The organism is Pseudomonas sp. NUPR-002, from assembly GCF_056322725.1.
In genome coordinates this window covers 4,410,363-4,430,594 of sequence record NZ_CM150476.1, presented here as the reverse complement: position 1 = coordinate 4,430,594, position 20,232 = coordinate 4,410,363, and the positions used below count along the sequence as shown (strand labels likewise).

Annotated in this window: 22 protein-coding genes; 3 read left to right on the top strand and 19 right to left on the bottom strand. The window is 60.8% G+C overall.

From position 1 onward, the window contains the following. Window positions 1-62: 62 nt before the first annotated feature. The 16 genes from ACVWSC_RS20245 to ccoN (ACVWSC_RS20170) form a co-directional block, all read right to left on the bottom strand. On the bottom strand, window positions 63-611 hold the full coding sequence (locus ACVWSC_RS20245) for an adenine phosphoribosyltransferase (RefSeq protein WP_442108871.1): 549 nt from the start codon (window positions 609-611) through the stop codon (window positions 63-65). Between the two features lie 53 nt (window positions 612-664). Next, the gene (gene fnrA, locus ACVWSC_RS20240; RefSeq protein ID WP_442108870.1) at window positions 665-1,399 is read right to left on the bottom strand and encodes a Crp/Fnr family transcriptional regulator FnrA; all 735 of its coding nucleotides are present in this window, start codon (window positions 1,397-1,399) and stop codon (window positions 665-667) included. Window positions 1,400-1,573: 174 nt separating this feature from the next. After that, on the bottom strand, window positions 1,574-2,956 hold the full coding sequence (hemN, locus tag ACVWSC_RS20235) for an oxygen-independent coproporphyrinogen III oxidase (RefSeq protein ID WP_442108869.1): 1,383 nt from the start codon (window positions 2,954-2,956) through the stop codon (window positions 1,574-1,576). A gap of 83 nt (window positions 2,957-3,039) precedes the next feature. After that, window positions 3,040-3,723: a sulfite exporter TauE/SafE family protein gene (locus tag ACVWSC_RS20230; RefSeq protein WP_442108868.1), complete on the bottom strand. Its 684-nt coding sequence runs from the start codon at window positions 3,721-3,723 to the stop codon at window positions 3,040-3,042. Next, complete coding sequence (gene ccoS / locus ACVWSC_RS20225) at window positions 3,716-3,928, bottom strand: cbb3-type cytochrome oxidase assembly protein CcoS (RefSeq protein ID WP_028945394.1); 213 nt, start codon at window positions 3,926-3,928, stop codon at window positions 3,716-3,718. The genes ACVWSC_RS20230 and ccoS overlap by 8 nt, the downstream gene beginning before the upstream one ends. Before the next feature lie 12 nt (window positions 3,929-3,940). After that, window positions 3,941-6,394, bottom strand: a complete 2,454-nt coding sequence (locus ACVWSC_RS20220) for a heavy metal translocating P-type ATPase (protein WP_442108867.1) — start codon at window positions 6,392-6,394, stop codon at window positions 3,941-3,943. Between the two features lie 88 nt (window positions 6,395-6,482). Further along, window positions 6,483-7,022 (bottom strand): FixH family protein, encoded by a 540-nt coding sequence (locus tag ACVWSC_RS20215; RefSeq protein ID WP_442108866.1) that lies wholly within the window; start codon window positions 7,020-7,022, stop codon window positions 6,483-6,485. A 12-nt stretch (window positions 7,023-7,034) separates the two neighbouring features. Then, entirely contained in the window at window positions 7,035-8,450 is a 1,416-nt protein-coding gene (gene ccoG, locus ACVWSC_RS20210) for a cytochrome c oxidase accessory protein CcoG (RefSeq protein ID WP_442114343.1), read from the bottom strand. A gap of 370 nt (window positions 8,451-8,820) precedes the next feature. After that, the gene (gene ccoP / locus ACVWSC_RS20205; protein WP_442108865.1) at window positions 8,821-9,801 is read right to left on the bottom strand and encodes a cytochrome-c oxidase, cbb3-type subunit III; all 981 of its coding nucleotides are present in this window, start codon (window positions 9,799-9,801) and stop codon (window positions 8,821-8,823) included. Continuing rightward, complete coding sequence (locus tag ACVWSC_RS20200) at window positions 9,798-9,995, bottom strand: CcoQ/FixQ family Cbb3-type cytochrome c oxidase assembly chaperone (protein ID WP_010225992.1); 198 nt, start codon at window positions 9,993-9,995, stop codon at window positions 9,798-9,800. Before ACVWSC_RS20200 ends, ccoP (ACVWSC_RS20205) begins: the two co-directional genes overlap by 4 nt. A gap of 5 nt (window positions 9,996-10,000) precedes the next feature. Then, window positions 10,001-10,609 carry a cytochrome-c oxidase, cbb3-type subunit II gene (gene ccoO / locus ACVWSC_RS20195; RefSeq protein WP_105641559.1) on the bottom strand — a complete coding sequence of 203 codons (609 nt, stop codon included), beginning with the start codon at window positions 10,607-10,609 and terminating at the stop codon, window positions 10,001-10,003. Next, entirely contained in the window at window positions 10,609-12,051 is a 1,443-nt protein-coding gene (gene ccoN, locus ACVWSC_RS20190; protein WP_442108864.1) for a cytochrome-c oxidase, cbb3-type subunit I, read from the bottom strand. Before ccoN (ACVWSC_RS20190) ends, ccoO (ACVWSC_RS20195) begins: the two co-directional genes overlap by 1 nt. A gap of 488 nt (window positions 12,052-12,539) precedes the next feature. Beyond that, window positions 12,540-13,487: a cytochrome-c oxidase, cbb3-type subunit III gene (ccoP, locus tag ACVWSC_RS20185; protein WP_442108863.1), complete on the bottom strand. Its 948-nt coding sequence runs from the start codon at window positions 13,485-13,487 to the stop codon at window positions 12,540-12,542. Further along, window positions 13,484-13,681, bottom strand: a complete 198-nt coding sequence (locus ACVWSC_RS20180; protein WP_442108862.1) for a cbb3-type cytochrome oxidase subunit 3 — start codon at window positions 13,679-13,681, stop codon at window positions 13,484-13,486. The genes ccoP (ACVWSC_RS20185) and ACVWSC_RS20180 overlap by 4 nt, the downstream gene beginning before the upstream one ends. Before the next feature lie 5 nt (window positions 13,682-13,686). Then, complete coding sequence (ccoO, locus tag ACVWSC_RS20175) at window positions 13,687-14,295, bottom strand: cytochrome-c oxidase, cbb3-type subunit II (RefSeq protein ID WP_038613174.1); 609 nt, start codon at window positions 14,293-14,295, stop codon at window positions 13,687-13,689. Between the two features lie 10 nt (window positions 14,296-14,305). Continuing rightward, window positions 14,306-15,730, bottom strand: a complete 1,425-nt coding sequence (gene ccoN, locus ACVWSC_RS20170) for a cytochrome-c oxidase, cbb3-type subunit I (protein ID WP_442108861.1) — start codon at window positions 15,728-15,730, stop codon at window positions 14,306-14,308. 49 nt (window positions 15,731-15,779) lie between these two features. On the opposite strand from ccoN (ACVWSC_RS20170), the gene ACVWSC_RS20165 reads away from it, so the two are divergent. Beyond that, complete coding sequence (locus ACVWSC_RS20165) at window positions 15,780-16,469, top strand: alpha/beta family hydrolase (protein ID WP_442114342.1); 690 nt, start codon at window positions 15,780-15,782, stop codon at window positions 16,467-16,469. Window positions 16,470-16,549: 80 nt separating this feature from the next. On the opposite strand, the gene ppnP is transcribed toward ACVWSC_RS20165, so the two are convergent. Together ppnP and ACVWSC_RS20155 are read right to left on the bottom strand one after the other, a co-directional pair. After that, on the bottom strand, window positions 16,550-16,834 hold the full coding sequence (ppnP, locus tag ACVWSC_RS20160) for a pyrimidine/purine nucleoside phosphorylase (RefSeq protein WP_010225980.1): 285 nt from the start codon (window positions 16,832-16,834) through the stop codon (window positions 16,550-16,552). A 70-nt stretch (window positions 16,835-16,904) separates the two neighbouring features. Then, window positions 16,905-17,456 carry a 3'-5' exonuclease gene (locus ACVWSC_RS20155; RefSeq protein ID WP_442108860.1) on the bottom strand — a complete coding sequence of 184 codons (552 nt, stop codon included), beginning with the start codon at window positions 17,454-17,456 and terminating at the stop codon, window positions 16,905-16,907. A gap of 207 nt (window positions 17,457-17,663) precedes the next feature. On the opposite strand from ACVWSC_RS20155, the gene ACVWSC_RS20150 reads away from it, so the two are divergent. After that, the gene (locus tag ACVWSC_RS20150; protein WP_442114341.1) at window positions 17,664-18,425 is read left to right on the top strand and encodes a substrate-binding periplasmic protein; all 762 of its coding nucleotides are present in this window, start codon (window positions 17,664-17,666) and stop codon (window positions 18,423-18,425) included. A gap of 59 nt (window positions 18,426-18,484) precedes the next feature. Further along, window positions 18,485-19,495, top strand: coding sequence for a GNAT family N-acetyltransferase (locus tag ACVWSC_RS20145; RefSeq protein WP_442108859.1), 1,011 nt, complete (start codon window positions 18,485-18,487; stop codon window positions 19,493-19,495). A gap of 46 nt (window positions 19,496-19,541) precedes the next feature. Here the strand turns inward: ACVWSC_RS20145 and ACVWSC_RS20140 are convergent, their stop codons facing one another. Beyond that, window positions 19,542-20,072 (bottom strand): RNA polymerase factor sigma-70, encoded by a 531-nt coding sequence (locus ACVWSC_RS20140; RefSeq protein WP_442108858.1) that lies wholly within the window; start codon window positions 20,070-20,072, stop codon window positions 19,542-19,544. Between the last annotated feature and the right edge of the window lie 160 nt (window positions 20,073-20,232).

The window sequence follows — 20,232 nt, the reverse complement described above, 5'->3', positions numbered from 1 at the left end:
GCATCGCGGGGCAAGCCCGCTCCCACAAGGTGTGTGGGGGCGGGCTTGCCCCGCGATCGAACTCAATACTCGCTCAACGAAAACTCGGTCAGGCAGAAGGTCGGCACACCTGCCGCATTCAGGCGCTGGGAGCCGCTGAGCTCCGGCAGGTCAATGATCGCTGCCGCTTCGAACACCTGGGCACCCATGCGTCGTACCAGGTTGGTGGCCGCCAGCAAGGTACCGCCGGTGGCGATCAGGTCATCGAAAATCAGCACCGAATCGCCTTCGCACAGGCTGTCGGCATGCACTTCAAGGAACGCTTCGCCGTATTCGGTCTGGTAGCCTTCGGCAAGCACATCGGCCGGCAGCTTGCCCTGCTTGCGGAACAGGATCAGCGGTTTGTTCAGTTGGTGGGCGATGATCGAGCCGATCAGAAAACCGCGCGCGTCCATGGCGCCGATGTGGCTGAACTCGGCCTCGACATAACGCTCGATGAAGGCGTCAGCCACATGGCGCAGGCCACGTGGCGACTGGAACAGCGGCGTGATGTCGCGAAAGATCACGCCGGCTTTCGGGAAGTCCGGTACGGGGCGGATCAGGGCTTTGAGGTCGAAGGCGTCGCTATACATGAGGCGGGTATCCTGAAAACGAATGCCCGCCAGTATACCCTTATCCAGCGGCCTCAGCTCTCCAGCGCACCACCGGCCAGCGCGCACAGCTGGATCGGGTCGAGGATGTGGATTTCCTTGCCTTCAGCGGCGATCAGGCCGTTTTGCTGGAAGCGGGTGAAAACCCGTGAAACAGTTTCCACGGCCAATCCCAGGTAGTTGCCGATTTCGTTGCGCGACATGCTCAGGCGGAACTGATTGGCCGAATAACCACGGGCACGGAAACGCGCCGAGAGGTTGACCAGGAAAGTGGCAATTCGCTCATCGGCGGTTTTTTTCGACAACAGCAGCATCATCTGCTGGTCGTCACGAATTTCGCGGCTCATGACCCGCATCAGCTGGCGACGCAGCTGCGGCAGTTGCACCGAGAGCTCATCGAGGCGTTCGAAGGGGATTTCGCACACCGACGTGGTTTCCTGGGCCTGGGCCGATACCGGATAGGTTTCGGTGTCCATGCCGGACAGGCCGACCAGTTCGCTGGGCAGGTGGAAGCCGGTGATCTGTTCTTCGCCGCTATCGCTTAAGCTGAAGGTTTTCAGGGCGCCGGAGCGCACTGCGTAGACCGAAGCGAAGCTGTCACCCTGGCGGAACAGAAACTCGCCTTTTTTCAGCGGTCGCCCGCGTTTGACGATTTCATCCAGTGCATCCATGTCTTCCATGTTCAACGACAATGGCAGGCACAGAGGCGCCAGGCTGCAATCCTTGCAGTGGGCCTGGTTGTGGGGGCGCAGTTTAACTGGCTCGGACATTTCTTCATTCCTTGCTGGAAAGCACACATAAGCCGTAAGGGTAACTCAGGGCATGGGGTTTGGGCCAGCCCGCACCCGGATAGGGTGGGCTGATAGAGGTGCGGCTTATCGTCCGACCTCCATTAAACATAGTGTGCTTTACATGTATTACTGTAAACCGTGTCCGAAGCTGGATCAGATCACTCGGGAAAATCGTTGCTGATTGTGTAAGCCAAGGTAGGCATCGAAAACCATGCATACCGAACGCACCAGCAGGCGACCCGCGGGCAGTACCTGGATGCCCTCGTTGCTGAGGTTGATCAGGCCGTCTTTGTGCATGGCTTGCAAGTCGGGCCAGAGGTCTTTGAAGTAACCGCGAAAATCGATGGTAAAGGCCTCTTCGATGCTGTTGAAGTCCAGTTCGAAATGGCAGATCAGTTGCTGGATTACGGCGCGACGCAGGCGATCGTCTGCGTTGCAGATCAGCCCGCGGCTGGTGGCCAGTTGAGCGCTGGACAGGGTGTCCTGGTAGGTGTTGAGGTCGCTGGTGTTCTGGCAGTACAGGTCGCCGATCTGGCTGATCGCTGAAACGCCGAGGCCAATCAGGTCGCAATGTCCATGGGTGGTGTAACCCTGGAAGTTGCGTTGCAGGGTCGATTCTTCCTGGGCAATAGCCAGTTCGTCATCGGGCAGGGCGAAGTGGTCCATACCGATGTAGCGGTAGCCGGCTTCGGTTAGTTGCTCAATGGTGCGCTGCAGCATTTCCAGTTTGGCCGAAGGGGCCGGCAGGTCATTGCTGTCGATGCGCCGCTGCGGCATGAAGCGTTCCGGCAGGTGGGCATAGTTGAACACCGACAGACGGTCGGGTTGCAGTTTGATCACTTCTTCGACGGTGCGGGCGAAGCCTTCCGGGGTCTGCTTGGGCAGGCCATAGATCAGGTCGAGGTTGATCGAGCGAAATTGCAGGGTGCGCGCCGCATCGATGATGGCCCGGGTCTGTTCCAGGGTTTGCAGGCGGTTGATGGCGCGTTGCACTGCCGGGTCGAGGTCTTGTACGCCCAGGCTGACGCGGTTGAAGCCCAGTTCACGCAGCAGGCCCATGGTCGGCCAGTCGGCCTCGCGCGGATCAATCTCGATGCCGTAGTCGCCTGAGTCGTCGTCGAGCAGATTGAAGTGCTGACGCAAGTGCGCCATCAGTTGACGCAATTCAACGTGGCTGAGGAAGGTTGGGGTGCCGCCACCGAAATGCAGTTGCTCGACAGTCTGCTTGGGGTCCAGATGACAGGCGATCAACTGGATTTCCTGTTCCAGGCGCTGCAGGTAAGGTTGGGCGCGGGCGCGATCCTTGGTGATGACTTTGTTGCAGGCGCAGTAGTAGCAGATGTTGGCGCAGAACGGTACATGCACATACAGCGACAGCGGGCGCACCGCGCGGCGGCTGTCACGCAGGGCGTGCAGCAGGTCGAATGAGCCGACTTCGCTGTGCAGTTGCACCGCGGTGGGGTAGGAGGTGTAGCGTGGGCCAGACAGGTCGTAGCGACGGATCAGGTCGGAGTCCCAACGGAGTGCGTCGAGCATGTGGGCAATCCCCAGAATGAGCAGCAGTGTGCAAATTCTAGGCGCGCGTCAGTGTATACATCTTGATTTGCATCAACGTGGCTTCAGTGGCCCATCAGCCAGTGTTGATGTGGGCCGGGCAGGGTCCAGATGCCGAACAGGATCACCAGCACGCCACCGGCGACGCGCACGCCACGTTTGCGCAGCAAGGCGCTGGTGCGCTCGGCGGCCAGTCCGGTGGCCAGCAATACCGGCCAGGTGCCCAGCCCGAAGGCCAGCATCAGCAGGGCGCTGTCGACCGCGTTGCCCTGGCTGGCGGCCCACAGCAGGGTGCTGTAGACCAGACCACACGGCAGCCAGCCCCACAGTGCGCCCAGCAGCAGCGCGCGCGGCCAGCTCGACACCGGCAGCAGGCGGTTGGCGATTGGCTGGATATGGCGCCACAGGCCGCGGCCCAGGCCCTCGATGCGAGTCAGGCCGCTCCACCAGCCGGCCAGGTACAGGCCCATGCTGATTAGCAATAACCCAGCCACTACACGCATGCCCAACGCCAGCGGGCTGCTGGCCACCGCCCAGCCGGCCAGGCCCAGCAACAGGCCAGCCAGGGCGTAGCTGCAGATACGTCCGAGGTTGTAGGCCAGCAGCAAACGGAAGCGGCGCTGGCGCTGCTCTTTAGGGATCGCCAGGGTCAGCGCGCCCATCAGGCCGCCACACATGCCCAGGCAGTGGCCGCCGCCAAGCAAGCCAAGGATCAGCGCCGAGCTGAGCAGGGGCAGCAGTTCAAGCACGAGGTGGTGCGCCGTCGTCGGGTTTCTTGCCGTCGGCTTCGTCCATCGCCGCGGTGTGTTGTGGGTCCTGGTCGTCGAACAGGATGCTGTGGGCCGGGCCGTCGAGGTCGTCGTACTGGCCGCTGTCTACCGCCCAGAAGAAGATGTACACAGCGATGGCGACGATCAGCAGCGCGGCCGGAATCATGACGTAAAGCGCGGGCATGTTAGCTCCTGATCAGGCCGTGGCGGGGTCAGAGGTACGGGTGGCTGAATCGCTGCTGGCCAGGGCGCTGACCCGGGTCAGGCGCAAGGCGTTGAGCACGACGATCAGCGAACTCACCGACATGCCGATCGCCGCCCATACCGGAGTAATCCAGCCGAGGGCGGCGAAAGGCAACATGAGGCCATTATACAGCGCTGCCCAGAGCAGGTTTTCGATAATGATCCGACGGGTGCGTTTGGCCAGGCTGAAGGCCTGGATCAAGGCATCGAGGCGGTTGGACAGCAGCACGGCGTCGGCACTGGTCTTGGCCAGGTCGGTGGCCGAGCCCATGGCGATGCTGATGTCGGCAGCGGCCAGCACCGGTACATCGTTGACACCGTCGCCGAGCATCAGCACTTTGCGCCCCTGTTGCTGCAGGGCTTTGAGTTTTTCCAGCTTGTCGTCCGGGCGCAGGCCGCCGATGGCCTGGTCGATCTGCAGTTCGCTGGCCACGCTGTGCACCATCGGCGAGCTGTCGCCCGACAACAGCAAGGTCTGCCAGCCACGGGCGCGACAGGCGGCGAGCAAGTCGGCGGCGTCATGGCGCAGGCGATCATCGAGTACCAGCCAGGCCAGCGCGCCCTGGCTGTTGCCCAGCAGCAGCCATTGGCCGGGTTCGGCGGGCATCGTTGGCGCGGTGGTGCCACTCAGGGCGCACACGTAACCCGGCTCACCGATGCGCAGGCGTTGACCTTGCACCACGCCTTCAAGCCCCAGGCCCGGTTCGGCGTGGACTTCATCGGCGGCGGTGCTGGCACGGCCGAAGGCGCGGGCAATCGGGTGCTCGGAGCGGTTTTCCAAAGCGGCGGCGAGCATCAGGCACTGATCGGCATCAACCTCGGCCAGCGGCCGTATGGCGCGCAAGGTCAGGCGGCCTTCGGTGAGTGTGCCGGTCTTGTCGAAGATCACCGTGTCGATCTGGTTCAGGCCTTCGAGGACGTGACCGCGGGTAAGCAGCAAACCGAGTTTGTGCAGGGTGCCGGTGGCGGCCGTCAGTGCCGTTGGCGTGGCCAGTGACAGCGCGCAAGGGCAGGTGGCGACCAGCATGGCCAGAACAATCCAGAACGCCCGGGACGGGTCCAGTTGCCACCACAACAAGCCAATGGCTGCGGCAGCCACCAGCGAGAACAGCAGGAACCACTGCGAGGCGCGGTCGGCAATTTCCGCCAGGCGCGGCTTTTCCGACTGCGCACGTTCAAGCAGGCGAACGATTGCCGATAGCCGTGTGTCCTGGCCCAGGGCCTGGACTTCGACGGTCAGCGCGCTTTCGATGTTCAGGGTGCCGGCGGTCACCGCATCACCGGCGCGGCGCGGCTGAGGCAGGTACTCGCCGGTCAGCAGCGATTCATCAATGCTCGACTGGCCGTTGACGATACGGCCATCGGCCGGCACCACATGACCGGGCTGGATCAGTACGCAATCGCCCAGTTGCAGTTCGCTGAGCAGGATCCGCTCGCTTTGACCTGCCGCCCCCAGGCGCAGGCAGGACGCGGGCAGCAGGTTGACCAGTTGTGCCGTGGCAGCAGCGGTACGTTCACGTGCGCGGCGTTCCAGGTAGCGACCGGCCAACAGGAATAGAGCGAACATGCCCACCGCGTCGAAATACAACTCGCCACTGCCGGTGATGGCGGTCCAGATGCCGGCGCCGTACGCCAGGCCAATCGCCAGGGAGACCGAGACGTCCATGGTCAGGTGGCGGGTGCGCAAGTCGCGGGCCGCGCCTCGGAAGAACGGGGCGCAGCTGTAGAACACGATGGGGGTGGTGAGGAACAGCGCGACCCAGCGCAGGATGGTGTGCAGTTCCGGGCTCAGGTCGATATTGAATTCTGGCCAGGTGGCCATGGTCGCCATCATCGCCTGGAACCACAGCAGGCCGGCGACGCCGAGTTGGCGCAGGGCCGTGCGGTTTTCGTTGGCCAATTGTTCGGCCGCACGATCAGCCTGGTAGGGGTGAGCGGCGTAGCCAATGTGGCGCAGTTCGGCCAACAGCTTGGACAGCGGCAACTGGCTGTCGGCCCAGTTCACGTGCAGGCGATGGTTGGACAGGTTCAGGCGTGCCTCGGCGACTCCTGGCAGGTTGCGCAGGTGCTTTTCGATCAACCAGCCACAGGCCGCGCAACTGATGCCTTCAATCAGCAGGGTGGTTTCGGCGAGCTCACCGCTGTGGCGCACGAAGGGCTTTTGCACGTCGGCGCGGTCGTACAGGGCCAGTTCGTCGACCAATTGCTGGGGTAGGGCGTCGGGGTTGGCGCTGGCTTCGCTGCGGTGCTGGTAATAGCTCTCGAGGTTGCCGGCAACAATGGCTTCGGCCACAGCCTGGCAGCCCGGGCAGCAGAATAGCCGGGATTGGCCGAGTACCACGGCGGTGAAGTGGCTGCCGGCAGGAACGGGCAGGGCGCAGTGGTAGCAGGGCGTGGGGCTGGTCATAGCGATCTGTCGTGAGGTCGGAGGGAGCTGATCGCGGGGCAAGCCCGCTCCCACGTGGGAGCGGGCTTGCCCCGCGATCAATGACGACTCAATTCTCGAGGTGTTCAGCCCCTTGCAGCGCTTCATCACCCAGCTGCAGGGTCACATCATGGCCAACCTGTTCTTCTTCGAACAGGCGCCAGACATGCTCGTTCTCACTGCCAAGCAGTTCAACGAAGCGACGTCCTTCGACCCTGTCCGTCAGCTGACCCACGTAACGCCCGGCTTCGCCGGCGCTCTGGGCGAGGATGACCCGGCGGTCCTTCTCTGGCTGGGTGGGCGAGATCAGGTTCAGTTCCAGGGTTTTCGGCTGGCTGTTACCGCTCAGGCGCAGCTCGACTTCACCGGTCAGCTCGTCAAGGTGCACGCTGGCCTGGAGCTTGAGGGTCTGGGCCAGCAACTCGCGGTCCAGCGAGCGGTTGATGCCTTTGCCGGCCTCGTAGTAGTTGTCGTTGACCAGGTTGTCGGGGTTGTTCACCGCGATGGTCACCATGGTCAGGCTCAAGGTCACCGAAGTGGCCAGCACGCCGATGATGATCCACGGCCAGAGGTGCTTGTACCAAGGGCTTGCGGCAGTTGCAGAAGGCATAGGCTCAGTCTCTTATCGAATTTGCGGGCCGATGAAACGGCTCTTGGCTTCAACCTGGGTGGCGCTGTCGTCGGCGTCCTTGAGGATGAAGGTGACTTCGTTGGTGCTCGATGGCAGTTCTTCCGGGGCCATCGACAGTTGTACTGGCAGGCTGACAATGTCGCCGGCGGTAACGCGGATTTCCTTCGCGCCTTCCAGCTTCAGGCCTGGCAGACCGGCAGCTTCCAGCACGTAGACGTGGTCGCGCTGATCCTTGTTCATCACCTTCAGGCTGTAGACGTTCTCGATCCGGCCCAGGGCGTTTTCGCGATACAGGACGCGGTCTTTGCTGACGTCGAAGCCTACCAGCGGACGCAGCACAAAGGCGCTGGTGAGCAGGGCAATCATTGCCAGCAACACCACGGCGTAACCAATCAGGCGCGGGCGCAGCATATGGGTTTTCTGCCCGGACAGGTTGTGCTCCGTGGTGTAGCTGATCAGGCCTTTGGGGTAGTTCATCTTGTCCATGATCGAATCACAGGCGTCGATGCACGCCGCGCAACCAATGCACTCGATCTGCAGGCCGTCGCGAATGTCGATGCCGGTCGGGCATACCTGGACGCACATGGTGCAGTCGATGCAATCACCCAGGCCTTTGGCTTTGTAGTCGACGTCTTTTTTGCGCGGGCCGCGGGTTTCGCCACGACGTGGATCGTAAGACACAATCAGGGTGTCTTTGTCGAACATCACACTCTGGAAGCGGGCATAAGGGCACATGTAGATGCACACCTGCTCACGCAGCCAGCCAGCGTTGCCGTAGGTGGCCAGGGTGAAGAAGCCGACCCAGAAATAGGCCCAGCCGTCGGCCTGGCCGGTAAAGAATTCGACGACCAGTTCGCGGATCGGCGAGAAGTAGCCGACGAAGGTCATGCCGGTGACGAAGCCGATCAGCAGCCACAGGCTGTGCTTGGTCAGTTTGCGCAGGAATTTGTTGGCACTCATCGGTGCCTTGTCGAGTTTCATGCGCTGGTTGCGGTCACCTTCAGTGACCTTTTCGCACCACATGAAAATCCAGGTCCAGACACTTTGCGGGCAGGTGTAGCCACACCACACCCGACCGGCAAACACGGTAATGAAGAACAGGCCAAAGGCGGCAACGATCAGCAGGCCGGACAGCAGGATGAAATCCTGTGGCCAGATGGTCGCGCCAAAGATGTAGAACTTACGCTCTGGCAGGTTCCACCAGACCGCCTGATGATTACCCCAGTTCAGCCACACCGTACCGAAGTACAGGAGGAACAGGACGGCGCCACCGACCATGCGCAAATTACGGAAAATGCCGGTGAAGGCACGGGTGTAGATTTTTTCCCGAGACGCGTAGAGGTCTACGCTGTCTTTGTTTTTATTGGCAGGCGGGGTGACATCATGTACTGGAATTTGCTTGCTCATCATTGAGTCCCACGGCAGTGGAAGAGTGCCACGATCAGTACATGCCGATCGCAGTCAGACGTTTATGCTGCTCTAGGGCGGATGATACGCCTGTAGTGGCAACATGGGGCACGCTGCGACCTTTAGTCGCGTTGGGTTTGCCTGGTGTTTAGTGTAGTGGGCGTGTCAAGTGATCTGGGTCAAGCGGGTGGTTTGGGGGCCATTGTCTTGCGCCATCAGTTGTGGGAGCGGGCTTGCCCCGCGAAGCGTTGTGGCTGGCAAACTGCAATCGCGGGGCAAGCCCGCTCCTACATGTTATTCCCACCGTCAGCGCCTATAAAAAAAGCCCCGCCAGTCTGCACTGACGGGGCTTTTGGGGTGGCTATGCGAATTACTTCGCTTCAGCCGCCTTTTCACCTTGATGCGACAGGTTGTAGACATAGGCGGCCAGCAAGTGGACCTTGTCGTTGCCCTGGATCGCTTCCTGAGCAGGCATCTGGCCCTGACGGCCGTAACGGATGGTCTGCTGCAGTTGCGCGAAGCTCGAACCGTAGATGAACGCCTGTGGGTGGGTCAGGTTAGGTGCGCCCATGGCGGGGGTGCCTTTACCTTCAGGACCGTGGCAAGCCACGCAGTTGGCTGCGAAAATCTTCTGGCCATTGGCGGCATCAGCTTTCGCGCCTTCTGGCAGCTTGCGGCCGTCCAGGTTGGTCAGCACGTAAGCGGCAACGTCAGCAACGCCTTGCTCGCCGATCACTTCTGCCCAGGCCGGCATCACGCCATGGCGACCGCCCATGATGGTGGTCTTGATGGTGGCCGGATCACCGCCCCAGCGCCAGTCGTTGTCGGTCAGGTTAGGGAAGCCGTAGGAACCCTTGGCGTCGGAACCGTGGCACACCGAGCAGTTGGAGGCGAACAGGCGGCCACCCATCTTCAGGGCTTGAGGATCTTTGGCCACTTCTTCAATCGGCATGGCAGCAAATTTGGCGAAGATCGGCCCAAACTTGGCATCTGCACGCAGCATTTCCTTTTCCCACTCGTGTACGCCGGTCCAGCCAGCCTGGCCGTTGGCGAACGCGGTTTTCTTCTCGTTGTCCAGGTACTGGTAGCCGGGCAACACGCCTTTCCAGTTGCCCAGCCCCGGGTACAGCACCAGGTAACCGAGGGCAAAAACGATGGTGCCGACGAACAGCCAGAACCACCACTGCGGCAGCGGGTTATCGTATTCCTCGATGCCGTCGTAGGCATGGCCCACGGTTTCTTCAGTGATATCGCTGCGCTGGCCCTTGCGGGTGGACAGCAGCAGCCAGGTCAGGGCGAAGATGGTGCCCAGACTCAGAACGGTGACGTACAGACTCCAGAAGGTAGTCATTCGTTGTTACTCCTAGACGCTTTCGCTTGCGCTTGCTCGACGTGCTTGCTGGCTTCGGGATCATCCGCGAAGGGCAGCATGGTCGCTTCGTCGAACTCGGACTTGCGCCGAGAACTGAACACCCACAACGCCAGGCCGATAAAGGCCACCATCACCACGACGGTGCCCAGGCCACGAATCATCCCGATATCCATCAATGTCACCGTTTGCTTTTGATGATGGTGCCCAGGCCTTGCAGGTAGGCAACCAGGGCGTCCATTTCAGTCTTGCCCTTGACTGCGTCGCGGGCACCGGCAATGTCTGCATCGGTGTACGGCGTGCCGAGGGTGCGCAAGACTTCCATCTTCTTGACCGTGTCTTTGCCGTCGAGCTTGTTCTCTACCAACCAGGGGTAGGCCGGCATTTTCGACTCAGGCACGACGTTGCGCGGGTTGTACAGGTGAGCACGGTGCCAGTCGTCGGAGTAACGACCGCCGACACGGGCCAGGTCCGGGCCGGTACGCTTGGAACCCCACAGGAACGGGTGATCCCAGACGCTTTCACCGGCTACCGAGTAGTGGCCATAGCGTTCGGTTTCGGCGCGGAACGGACGGATCATCTGCGAGTGGCACTGTACGCAGCCTTCGCGGATGTAAATGTCACGGCCTTCCAGTTCCAGCGCGGTGCGTGGCTTCATGCCTTCAACCGGCTTGTTGGTGACGTCCTGAAAGAACAGCGGGACGATCTGGGTCAGGCCGCCGATACTCACGGCGATGACCATGAAGAAGGCCAGCAGGCCGATATTCTTCTCGACTACTTCGTGCTTCATCAGTGGGCTCCCACTACAGCGATCTGAGCGGCGGCTTCAGCTTCGGCCGGTTTCGACGCGCGGACAGTGCGGTATACGTTGTAGGCCATCAGCAGCATGCCGGAGGCGAAGAACGCACCGCCCAGGGCGCGGACCATAAAGCCCGGATGGCTGGCCTGCAGGGCCTCGACGAAGGAATAGGTGAGGGTGCCGTCATCGTTGATTGCACGCCACATCAGGCCTTGGGTGATACCGTTGACCCACATCGAAGCGATGTACAGCACGGTGCCGATGGTGGCCAGCCAGAAGTGTGCGTTGATCAGGCCGATGCTGTGCATCTGCTCGCGGCCGTAGACTTTCGGGATCAGGTGGTACAGGGCGCCGATCGAAATCATCGCTACCCAGCCCAACGCGCCGGCGTGTACGTGGCCAACGGTCCAGTCGGTGTAGTGCGACAGCGAGTTGACGGTCTTGATCGCCATCATCGGACCTTCGAAGGTCGACATGCCGTAGAACGCCAGCGACACCACGAGGAAACGCAGGATCGGGTCGGTGCGCAGCTTATGCCAGGCGCCCGACAGGGTCATCATGCCGTTGATCATGCCGCCCCAGCTCGGTGCCAGGAGAATGATCGACATGGCCATGCCCAGCGACTGCGCCCAGTCTGGCAGGGCGGTGTAGTGCAGGTGGTGCGGACCGGCCCAGATGTACAGGGTGATCAGTGCCCAGAAGTGCACGATCGACAGGCGATAGGAGTAGATCGGGCGTTCGGCCTGCTTGGGTACGAAGTAGTACATCATGCCGAGGAAGCCGGTGGTCAGGAAGAAGCCCACGGCGTTGTGGCCGTACCACCACTGGATCATCGCGTCGGTAGCACCGGAGTAAGCCGAGTACGACTTGAACAGGCTGACCGGCAAGGACGCGTGGTTGACGATGTGCAGCATCGCGGTCACGACGATGAAGGCACCGTAGAACCAGTTACCCACATAAATGTGCTTGGTTTTACGCTTGACGATGGTGCCGAAGAACACCACACCGTAGGTGACCCAGACAATGGCCAGCAAAATGGCGATCGGCCATTCCAGCTCGGCGTATTCCTTGGTCGTGGTGTAACCCAGTGGCAGGGTAATGAGCGCACCGACGATCACCGCTTGCCAACCCCAGAAGGTGAAGGCCGCGAGGCTGTCGGAAATCAGTCGCGTCTGGCAGGTTCGCTGCACGACATAATAGGAAGTGGCAAACAGCGCACAGCCACCGAAGGCGAAAATCACCAGGTTGGTGTGCAGTGGGCGAAGGCGTCCAAAACTCGTCCATGGCAGGTCCAGGTTCAGCTGGGGCCATACCAGTTGCGAGGCGATGAAGACTCCAAGCCCCATGCCAAGGATCCCCCAGACCACCGTCATGATGGCGAACTGGCGGACGACCTTATAGTTATAAGCAGTCGGACTGATTGCTGTGCTCATTCTAAGGTTCCACGGTTTGGGTGTTTTTGTAGGTTAAAAAATCGGCGCAAGTATGTATAAACCGTGTGGTTATTGCAACGCGATGGCTCCCGCGCCGACCTTTGCCAAAGCCCGTTCTACCGCTGTTCCGGGCATTGTTGGCGGACAAAGTGTACACAATTATCTGATTGATATGTGTACCGTTATTCATCTTTTCTTGTCCAATCGGTCAGGCTTGTTGTGCCCCGTTTCCGTTGCCGGCATGCGGGTTACAAAGAGGTCGAGCCGATCCCGTCTGCCTTTGCACGCATTCTTCAACAGTCACGACCGGTCAAGGGGATTCACGGCCCTTGGGTTACGGTCGCTGTGGCAACAAGCTTAGTTCCGATCAAGGCGGGTGCAAGGCGGGGCGGTGGGGGAGGTGCGACACTTGGTCGCAAGGGGGAAATGGAACCGCCGCATCCGGAGGGATGCGGCGGTTTGAGTCAAGGCTCAGTTACGCGTTGGATTTACTTGGCAGTCAGGTTCTCGCCCTGTGCTGCGTCACCCTGGGACAGGCTGTAGACATAGGCGGCCAGCAGGTGGACCTTGTCGTTGCCTTGAATGGCTTCTTGCGCAGGCATCTGGCCCTGACGGCCGTAACGGATGGTCTGCTGCAGTTGCGCGAAGCTCGAACCGTAGATGAACGCTTGCGGGTGCGTCAGGTCAGGCGCGCCCATGGCCGGGGTGCCTTTACCTTCAGGACCGTGGCAGGCCACGCAGTTGGTGGCGAACAGTTTCTCGCCGTTGGCCACGTCAGCCTTGGTGCCTTCCGGCAGTTTGCGTCCGTCGAGGTTGGTCAGGACGAAACCGGCGACGTCAGCCACACCTTGCTCGCCAATCACTTCGGCCCAAGCCGGCATGACGCCGTGGCGGCCGTTCATGATCGACTGCTTGATGGTCTCCGGATCACCGCCCCAGCGCCAGTCCTTGTCGGTCAGGTTAGGGAAGCCGTAGGCACCCTTGGCGTCGGAACCGTGGCACACCGAGCAGTTGGAGGCGAACAGACGGCCACCCATTTTCAGCGCTTGCGGATCCTTGGCCACTTCCTCAACCGGCATGGCGGCGAACTTGGCGAAGATCGGACCGAACTTGGCGTCGGCCTTGTCCATTTCCTTTTGCCATTCGTTGACCTGGGTCCAGCCGTCCTGATAACCCGGCAGGATGCCTTTCCAGTTACCCAGGCCCGGGTAGAGGATCAGGTAGCCAACCGAGAACACCAGGGTGCCGACGAACAGCCAGAACCACCAGCGTGGCAGCGGGTTGTCGTACTCCTCGATGCCGTCGAAGCTGTGGCCCATGGTCTGGTCGCCGCCGTTGGGCTTTTCGCCCTTGCGCGTGGCCAGCAGCAGCCAGGTCAAGCCGATCAGGCTGCCGATGGTCAGTACGCAGATGTACGTACTCCAGAAGGTGGTCATTGCCCGTTACTCCTCGGTGCGGGTTCGTTGGCGGCAGGTGCTTGGCGGTCATCGGCGAATGGCAGCAGGCTTGCCTCGGCAAACTCGCGGTCACGCCGCCGGTTGAACACCCACAACGACAGGCCGATGAAGGCGATGGCCACCAGCAGGGTGCCCAGGCCGCGCAGCTGGCCGATATCCAGTGTGAAGTCCATGGCCCTTACCTCTTGTTCTTGATCGCGGTGCCGAGCACCTGCAGGTAGGCAACCAAAGCATCCATTTCGGTCTTGCCCTTGATCGACTCCACAGCGCCGCTGATGTCAGCATCGGTGTAGGGCACGCCGAGGGTGCGCATGGTGCGCAGCTTGGTCTCGGTGTGGCTGCTGTCTACCGGGCTTGCGACCAGCCACGGGTAGGCCGGCATCTTCGACTCCGGTACCACGTTGCGCGGGTTGTACAGGTGCGCGCGGTGCCAGTCATCGGAGTAGCGGCCGCCGACACGGGCCAGGTCCGGGCCGGTACGCTTGGAGCCCCACAGGAAGGGGTGATCCCAGACGCTCTCACCGGCTACCGAGTAGTGGCCATAGCGTTCGGTTTCGGCGCGGAACGGCCGGATCATCTGCGAGTGGCACTGTACGCAGCCTTCACGGATGTAGATGTCGCGGCCTTCCAGTTGCAGCGCGGTGTAGGGCTTCATGCCCTCAACCGGCTTGTTGGTGACGTCCTGGAAGAACAACGGGACGATCTGGGTCAGGCCGCCGATGCTCACGGCAAACACCATCAGCAGCACCAGCAGAAAGACGTTCTTCTCGATTACTTCGTGTTTCATCTGGATCTCCTCAAGCCAGCTGCGCGGCGGCAGGCGCGGCCACGGCCGCTGGGGCACGCACGGTGCGCCAGGTGTTGTAGGCCATCAGGAACATGCCGGTGAGGAAGATCGCCCCGCCGACGAAGCGCACGATGAAGCCTGGGTGGCTGGCCACCAGGGTTTCGACGAAGGAGTAGGTCAGCGTGCCGTCGCTGTTCACGGCGCGCCACATCAGGCCCTGGGCGATGCCGTTGACCCACATCGAAGCGATGTAGAGCACGGTGCCGATGGTGGCCAGCCAGAAGTGCGCGTTGATCAGACCCAGGCTGTACATCTGCTCGCGGCCGAAGACTTTCGGGATCATGTGGTACAGGGCGCCGATCGAGATCATCGCTACCCAGCCCAACGCGCCAGCGTGGACGTGGCCGATGGTCCAGTCGGTGTAGTGCGACAGGGCGTTGACGGTCTTGATCGCCATCATCGGACCTTCGAAGGTCGACATGCCGTAGAACGCCAGGGATACCACGAGGAAACGCAGGATCGGGTCGCTGCGCAGCTTATGCCAGGCGCCCGAGAGGGTCATCATGCCGTTGATCATGCCACCCCAGCTCGGTGCCAGGAGGATCAGCGACATGATCATGCCCAGCGACTGCGCCCAGTCTGGCAGGGCGGTGTAGTGCAGGTGGTGGGGACCGGCCCAGATGTACAGGGTGATCAGCGCCCAGAAGTGCACGATCGACAGGCGATAGGAATACACCGGACGCTCGGCTTGCTTGGGCACGAAGTAGTACATCATGCCGAGGAAGCCTGCAGTCAGGAAGAAGCCCACGGCGTTGTGGCCGTACCACCACTGCACCATGGCGTCAGTGGCGCCGCTGTACAGCGAGTAGGACTTGGTCAGGCTGACCGGTACTTCCAGGTTGTTGACGATATGCAGGATCGCCACGGTGATGATGAATGCACCGAAGAACCAGTTACCCACATAGATGTGCTTGGTGGTGCGCTTGAGCAGGGTACCGAAGAACACCACGGCGTACGCGACCCAGACGATGGTGATCAGGATATCGATCGGCCATTCCAGTTCGGCGTATTCCTTGGAGCTGGTATAACCCAGCGGCAAGGTGACGGCGGCCAGCACGATCACCAATTGCCAGGCCCAGAAGGTAAAGGCGGCAAGGCGTGGTGAGAACAGGGTGGTCTGACAGGTTCGCTGGACCGAATAGTAGGAAGCGGCGAACAGCGCGCAGCCACCAAAGGCGAAAATCACCGCGTTGGTGTGCAGCGGGCGTAGACGCCCGAAGCTGGTCCAGGGGAGGTCGAAGTTGAGCGAAGGCCAGACGAGTTGCGCGGCAAGAAAAACGCCGAGCCCCATCCCGACGATTCCCCACACCACCGTCATAATGGCGAATTGGCGGACCACCTTGTAGTTGTAGGCGGTACTGCTGGTTGTGTTCATGTATGGGTTCCCATCCACGGTTATAGGCAGGCTAAATAGCGAGGCAAGCATGAGTAATGGGCAATTGGCCGGTATTGACGGGGATCAATGGGCGCAACTGATCGAACGGCGTGGCTGGCGGTGGAATGCCCCGCAAAATCAGGAGGATGGCGCGCTTTTGTGTTGTCTGATTCTGGCCCATGGCGCGGGTGCGCCGATGGACAGTGAGTTCATGGAAGAAATGGCGCAAAGGCTGGCGGCACAAGGGCTGGGGGTGCTGCGCTTCGAGTTTCCCTATATGGTCCAGCGGCGCCTCGATGGTGGCAAAAGGCCGCCAAATCCGCAGGCAAAACTGCTGGAATGCTGGCGCGAGGTGTATGAGCAGGTGCGACCATTGGTCACTGGGACTTTGGCCATCGGCGGCAAGTCAATGGGCGGGCGCATGGCCAGTTTGCTGGCGGATGAGTTGGCGGCGGATGCACTGGTGTGCCTGGGCTATCCCTTCTATGCCGCTGGTAAACCGGAGAAGCCACGGGTGGCGCATTTGGCCGAGTTGAAGACGCCGACGTTGATCGTTCAGGGTGAACGCGATGCTTTGGGGAATCGGCAAACGGTGGAAGGTTATAGCTTATCGCCCGCGATTGAACTGTGCTGGCTGCAAGCGGGGGACCATGACCTGAAGCCATTGAAGGCGTCGGGGTTCAGCCATGCTGATCATCTGCAAACGGCTGCAGAGCGAATTGTGGCGTTTTTGCGTTGATCGATCGCGGGGCAAGCCCGCTCCCACACAGTCTGTAATTTCAGGTGGGAGCGGGCTTGCCCCGCGACGGTTTTAGCTGATCAGCCGCGATACTCACACAGGTAAGCCGTATCAACCGCCACTTTCAGCTGAAACTTGCTGTTCGCTGGCACATTGAACTGGCTGCCAGCCGAAAAGGTTTCCCAGTTGTCGCTGTCCGGCAGTTTGACGGTCAGGGCGCCAGACACCACATGCATGATTTCGCGTTGGGCGGTGCCGAATTCGTACTCGCCGGGGGCCATCACGCCGACCGTGGCCGGACCTTCGGCGGTACCGAATGCGATCGACTTGACGGTGCCATCAAAGTACTCGTTGACCTTAAACATGGGCGACTCCTGAAAAGGGGCTGAAAAGGTTGGCCAGTATGCCCAAGGCGTCTGGCGCCGTCATCCGCTTTCAGGTGCCATTGGCTGGCAGGCTCAGAGGCAGCAAGCGTGCGGTATTGCGGGCATCTTCCAGGGCGCGGTGCTGCTGGCCACAAAACTGCAGGCCGGCCAGTTGCAGGGCACCGTTCAGGCCCAGCGGGCGCTGCAGTTGGCGGGCCTTGGCAAACCGCTGCTTGAGGTTGATGTGTGGCAGTTCGGCGAGCAGGCTGTGCAACTGGTGTTGTTGCCATTCCTGCAGCAATTGCTGGCGATCATAGTCGCCCCAGCTGACCCAGGCTTGCAGGTGCCCCCGATGATGGCCGATCCAGCGCTCGAACTGGCCCCAGACTTCACTGAACGACACGGCGCTGTCGACACTGGCCTGACTGATGTGGGTCAGCTCACGGCAAAAAGGGGTGAGTTGCGGGCGCCGCCGCGGTTTGACAAAACGCTGGAAATGGTCGACTTCCCGGCCTTGTCGATTGACCAGGGTCGCGCCAATTTCGATGACTTCCATTTCTGTGACCGGCCAACCGCCATCATCTGTGGTTGCTTCCAGGTCGATCACCAACCAATGCCCCATAGTAAGTTCCCTTGCAAGACTCGCTAGAGCGTAGCCAAACTTGAACGCTTGGGATATCCCTGGCATTTTGCCTGATGGCCATTTGGCGCATTCGATAGTTGTGTCGCGCCCGGAAAACGCCTAGCTTAGGCGCTACCCGGTTAAACCCGCAAAGAGTGTGTAGCTTTGAGTTCAACGCCCACGCGTCAGGCTGTGCCTTTTCTGTTGATGCTTGCCACAGGGTGGCTGGCGCCGGTGGCCCAGGCGTTCGAAGAAATCGAAGTCAAGGTGGGGGCTGCGCATTTCCCTCCTTATACAGTGCGTCCTGAAAAGGGTGCCGAGACCGGGCTGTTGCCGCAGCTGGTCGAGGCATTGAACAATGCCCAGCAACACTACCGTTTCGTTCTGGTGCCCACCTCGATCCCGCGGCGCTTCGGCGATCTGCGTCAAGGGCGCACCGACATGGCAATCTTCGAAAACCCGGAGTGGGGCTGGCAGGGTATCGAACATGAGGCGGTCGATATGGGCCTGGAAGACGCCGAGGTGTTTGTCACCCGTGTTCAACCAGACCGTGATGAAGGTTATTTTGCCGACCTTCGTGGCAAGCGCCTGGCCTTGTACAGCGGTTACCACTACGCCTTTTCCGGCTTCAATCCCGACCCGCAGTTCCTCAGCGAGCACTACAACGCCACATTGACCTATTCCCATGACAGCAACTTGCTGATGGTGCAGCGCGGCCGAGCGGACATCGCCCTAGTCACGCGTTCCTACCTCAGCGATTTTTTGGTGCGTAACCCCAAAAGCAAAGGGCAGTTGCTGATCTCCGAGCGCGTCGATCAGATCTACCACCACTATGCGTTGCTGCGCCCGGGCGCGCCGATCAGTGGCCCGGTGTTTGCCGACCTGCTGCAGCAGCTGCGCGACAAGGGTGAATTGCTGCGCATATTCCAGCCCTACCGCATCAGCGTGAGTTCGCCCGCGGCCGACTAAATTTCCCGCGCACGGCCACGTTCACACAGGTGAGCACCTTTCCTATGTGAGCCAAGACCATGCCGTTCGACGCAGCTTCGCAAACCTTGTCTTTACCGCGCTGGCGCAGCCTCAACGCCGATGAAAGTGATTGCCAACTGAGCCTGGTGCTCGAAGGCAGCCCACTGATCCGTGTGCGCCTCGAACGCGGTGAAACATTGCAGGTTCACCTTGAAGAACTGGCCCGGGAGCGCGCGGCGCAGGCCTTGTGGGCGGCCTGTTATTGGCTGTTCGCCCGTGACCCTGGCTGTCAGCGTTTGAGCTGGCACCTCAAAGAGCTGCCCACTGATGCGCTGCTCAGCGGCTTGCTGGTGGCGCACGCCCAAGCCGGTGTGTACCTCTGTGAACGCACGCAGTTCTGGCAATTGCCGCAGCCCTGGTTAGGCCATGCCTATGCCGGCGTTTACCCGCAACAGATGCAAATCAGCGAAGGCAAACGCCACCCGCGCCGCGCGCCGAAACCGCGTGGTGAAGTGTATCGGCGCTTCGATGCGCGCCTGGGCGCCTGGGTATCACTGCGCACCCTGGAAATCGACACGGACCTTGAGCGTTTCAACCGCTGGCAGAACAACCCGCGGGTCCTCAACTTCTGGCAGGAAGGCGGCAGCCTTGAACAGCACCGTGACTACCTGAACAAGCTGCAGGCCGACCCGCACAGCTTGACCTTGATCGGTTGCTTCGACGACCAGCCATTTGCCTACTTCGAAGCCTACTGGGCCAAAGAAGACCGCATCGCCCCGTTTTACCCGGCCGATGACTATGACCGGGGTATTCACATGCTGGTGGGTGAAGAGCATCACCGTGGCCCGCATAAAGTAGCGAGCTGGCTATCGGCCCTGGTGCACTACCTGTTTCTCGACGACCCGCGCACCCAGCGCGTAGTGGCAGAGCCACGCGCCGACAACGGCAAAATGATCGGCTATATGCACGACCAGTGCTTTCACTGCGAAAAGGAATTCGACTTCCCGCACAAACGTGCGGCTTTGATGGTGCTGGGGCGGGAACGCTTCTTTGATCGCTGCAAGTTGTAAGCGGCAAGCACGCAACTTGCCGCTTGAAGCTTACAGCTTGCCGCTCTCAAGCCTTCTGGCTTGAGACTTTCCGACAATGCACCAGGGCATCGCGAATCATGAAGTTGACCAGGGTGGGGGAAACGCCCAGTTCTTTGGCGATGTCTTTTTGCGCGACCCCGTGCAGGCGGTACATCTCGAACGCATAACGGGTGCGTTGCGGCAGTTCGTTCAAGGCGTCGGCGATGTGTTCCAGGGTGGCGAAGTTGATGTGCGTGGCTTCAGGCGACGCGCCATGAACCACGACGTTCAGGCCTTCTTCTTCGCTGCCGGAGTATTTCAACTCCATCGATTGCTTGCGGTAGTGATCGATGGCCAGGTTACGCACGATCTGAAACAGGTAGCTCAGTTGCGCTTTGAACGAGGAGGTGATGTGCGGCGCGGAACCCAGCCGGAAGTAGGCATCTTGCACCACGTCTTCGGCGCGGGAACGACAGCCCGTAATGCGTGCAGCGATCTTGACCAGAATGCTGCGGTTGTCGACAAACGCCTTGAGTAACGGTGAATCGCACTTACTTGTGGATAGTTGTTCCGCCATGGACATCACCTTGTCTCGAAGATGGAGAGGGAGCTCTCCTGAGGGGGGAGGCTGCCTGCGACGAGCGACAAATTATTCGTAATGATAATTGTTGTCAAATGCGAAAGTTAATGCGTATCAAATTATTTTGGTTATAAGCCTCAGCCTGTGACGCACTTCA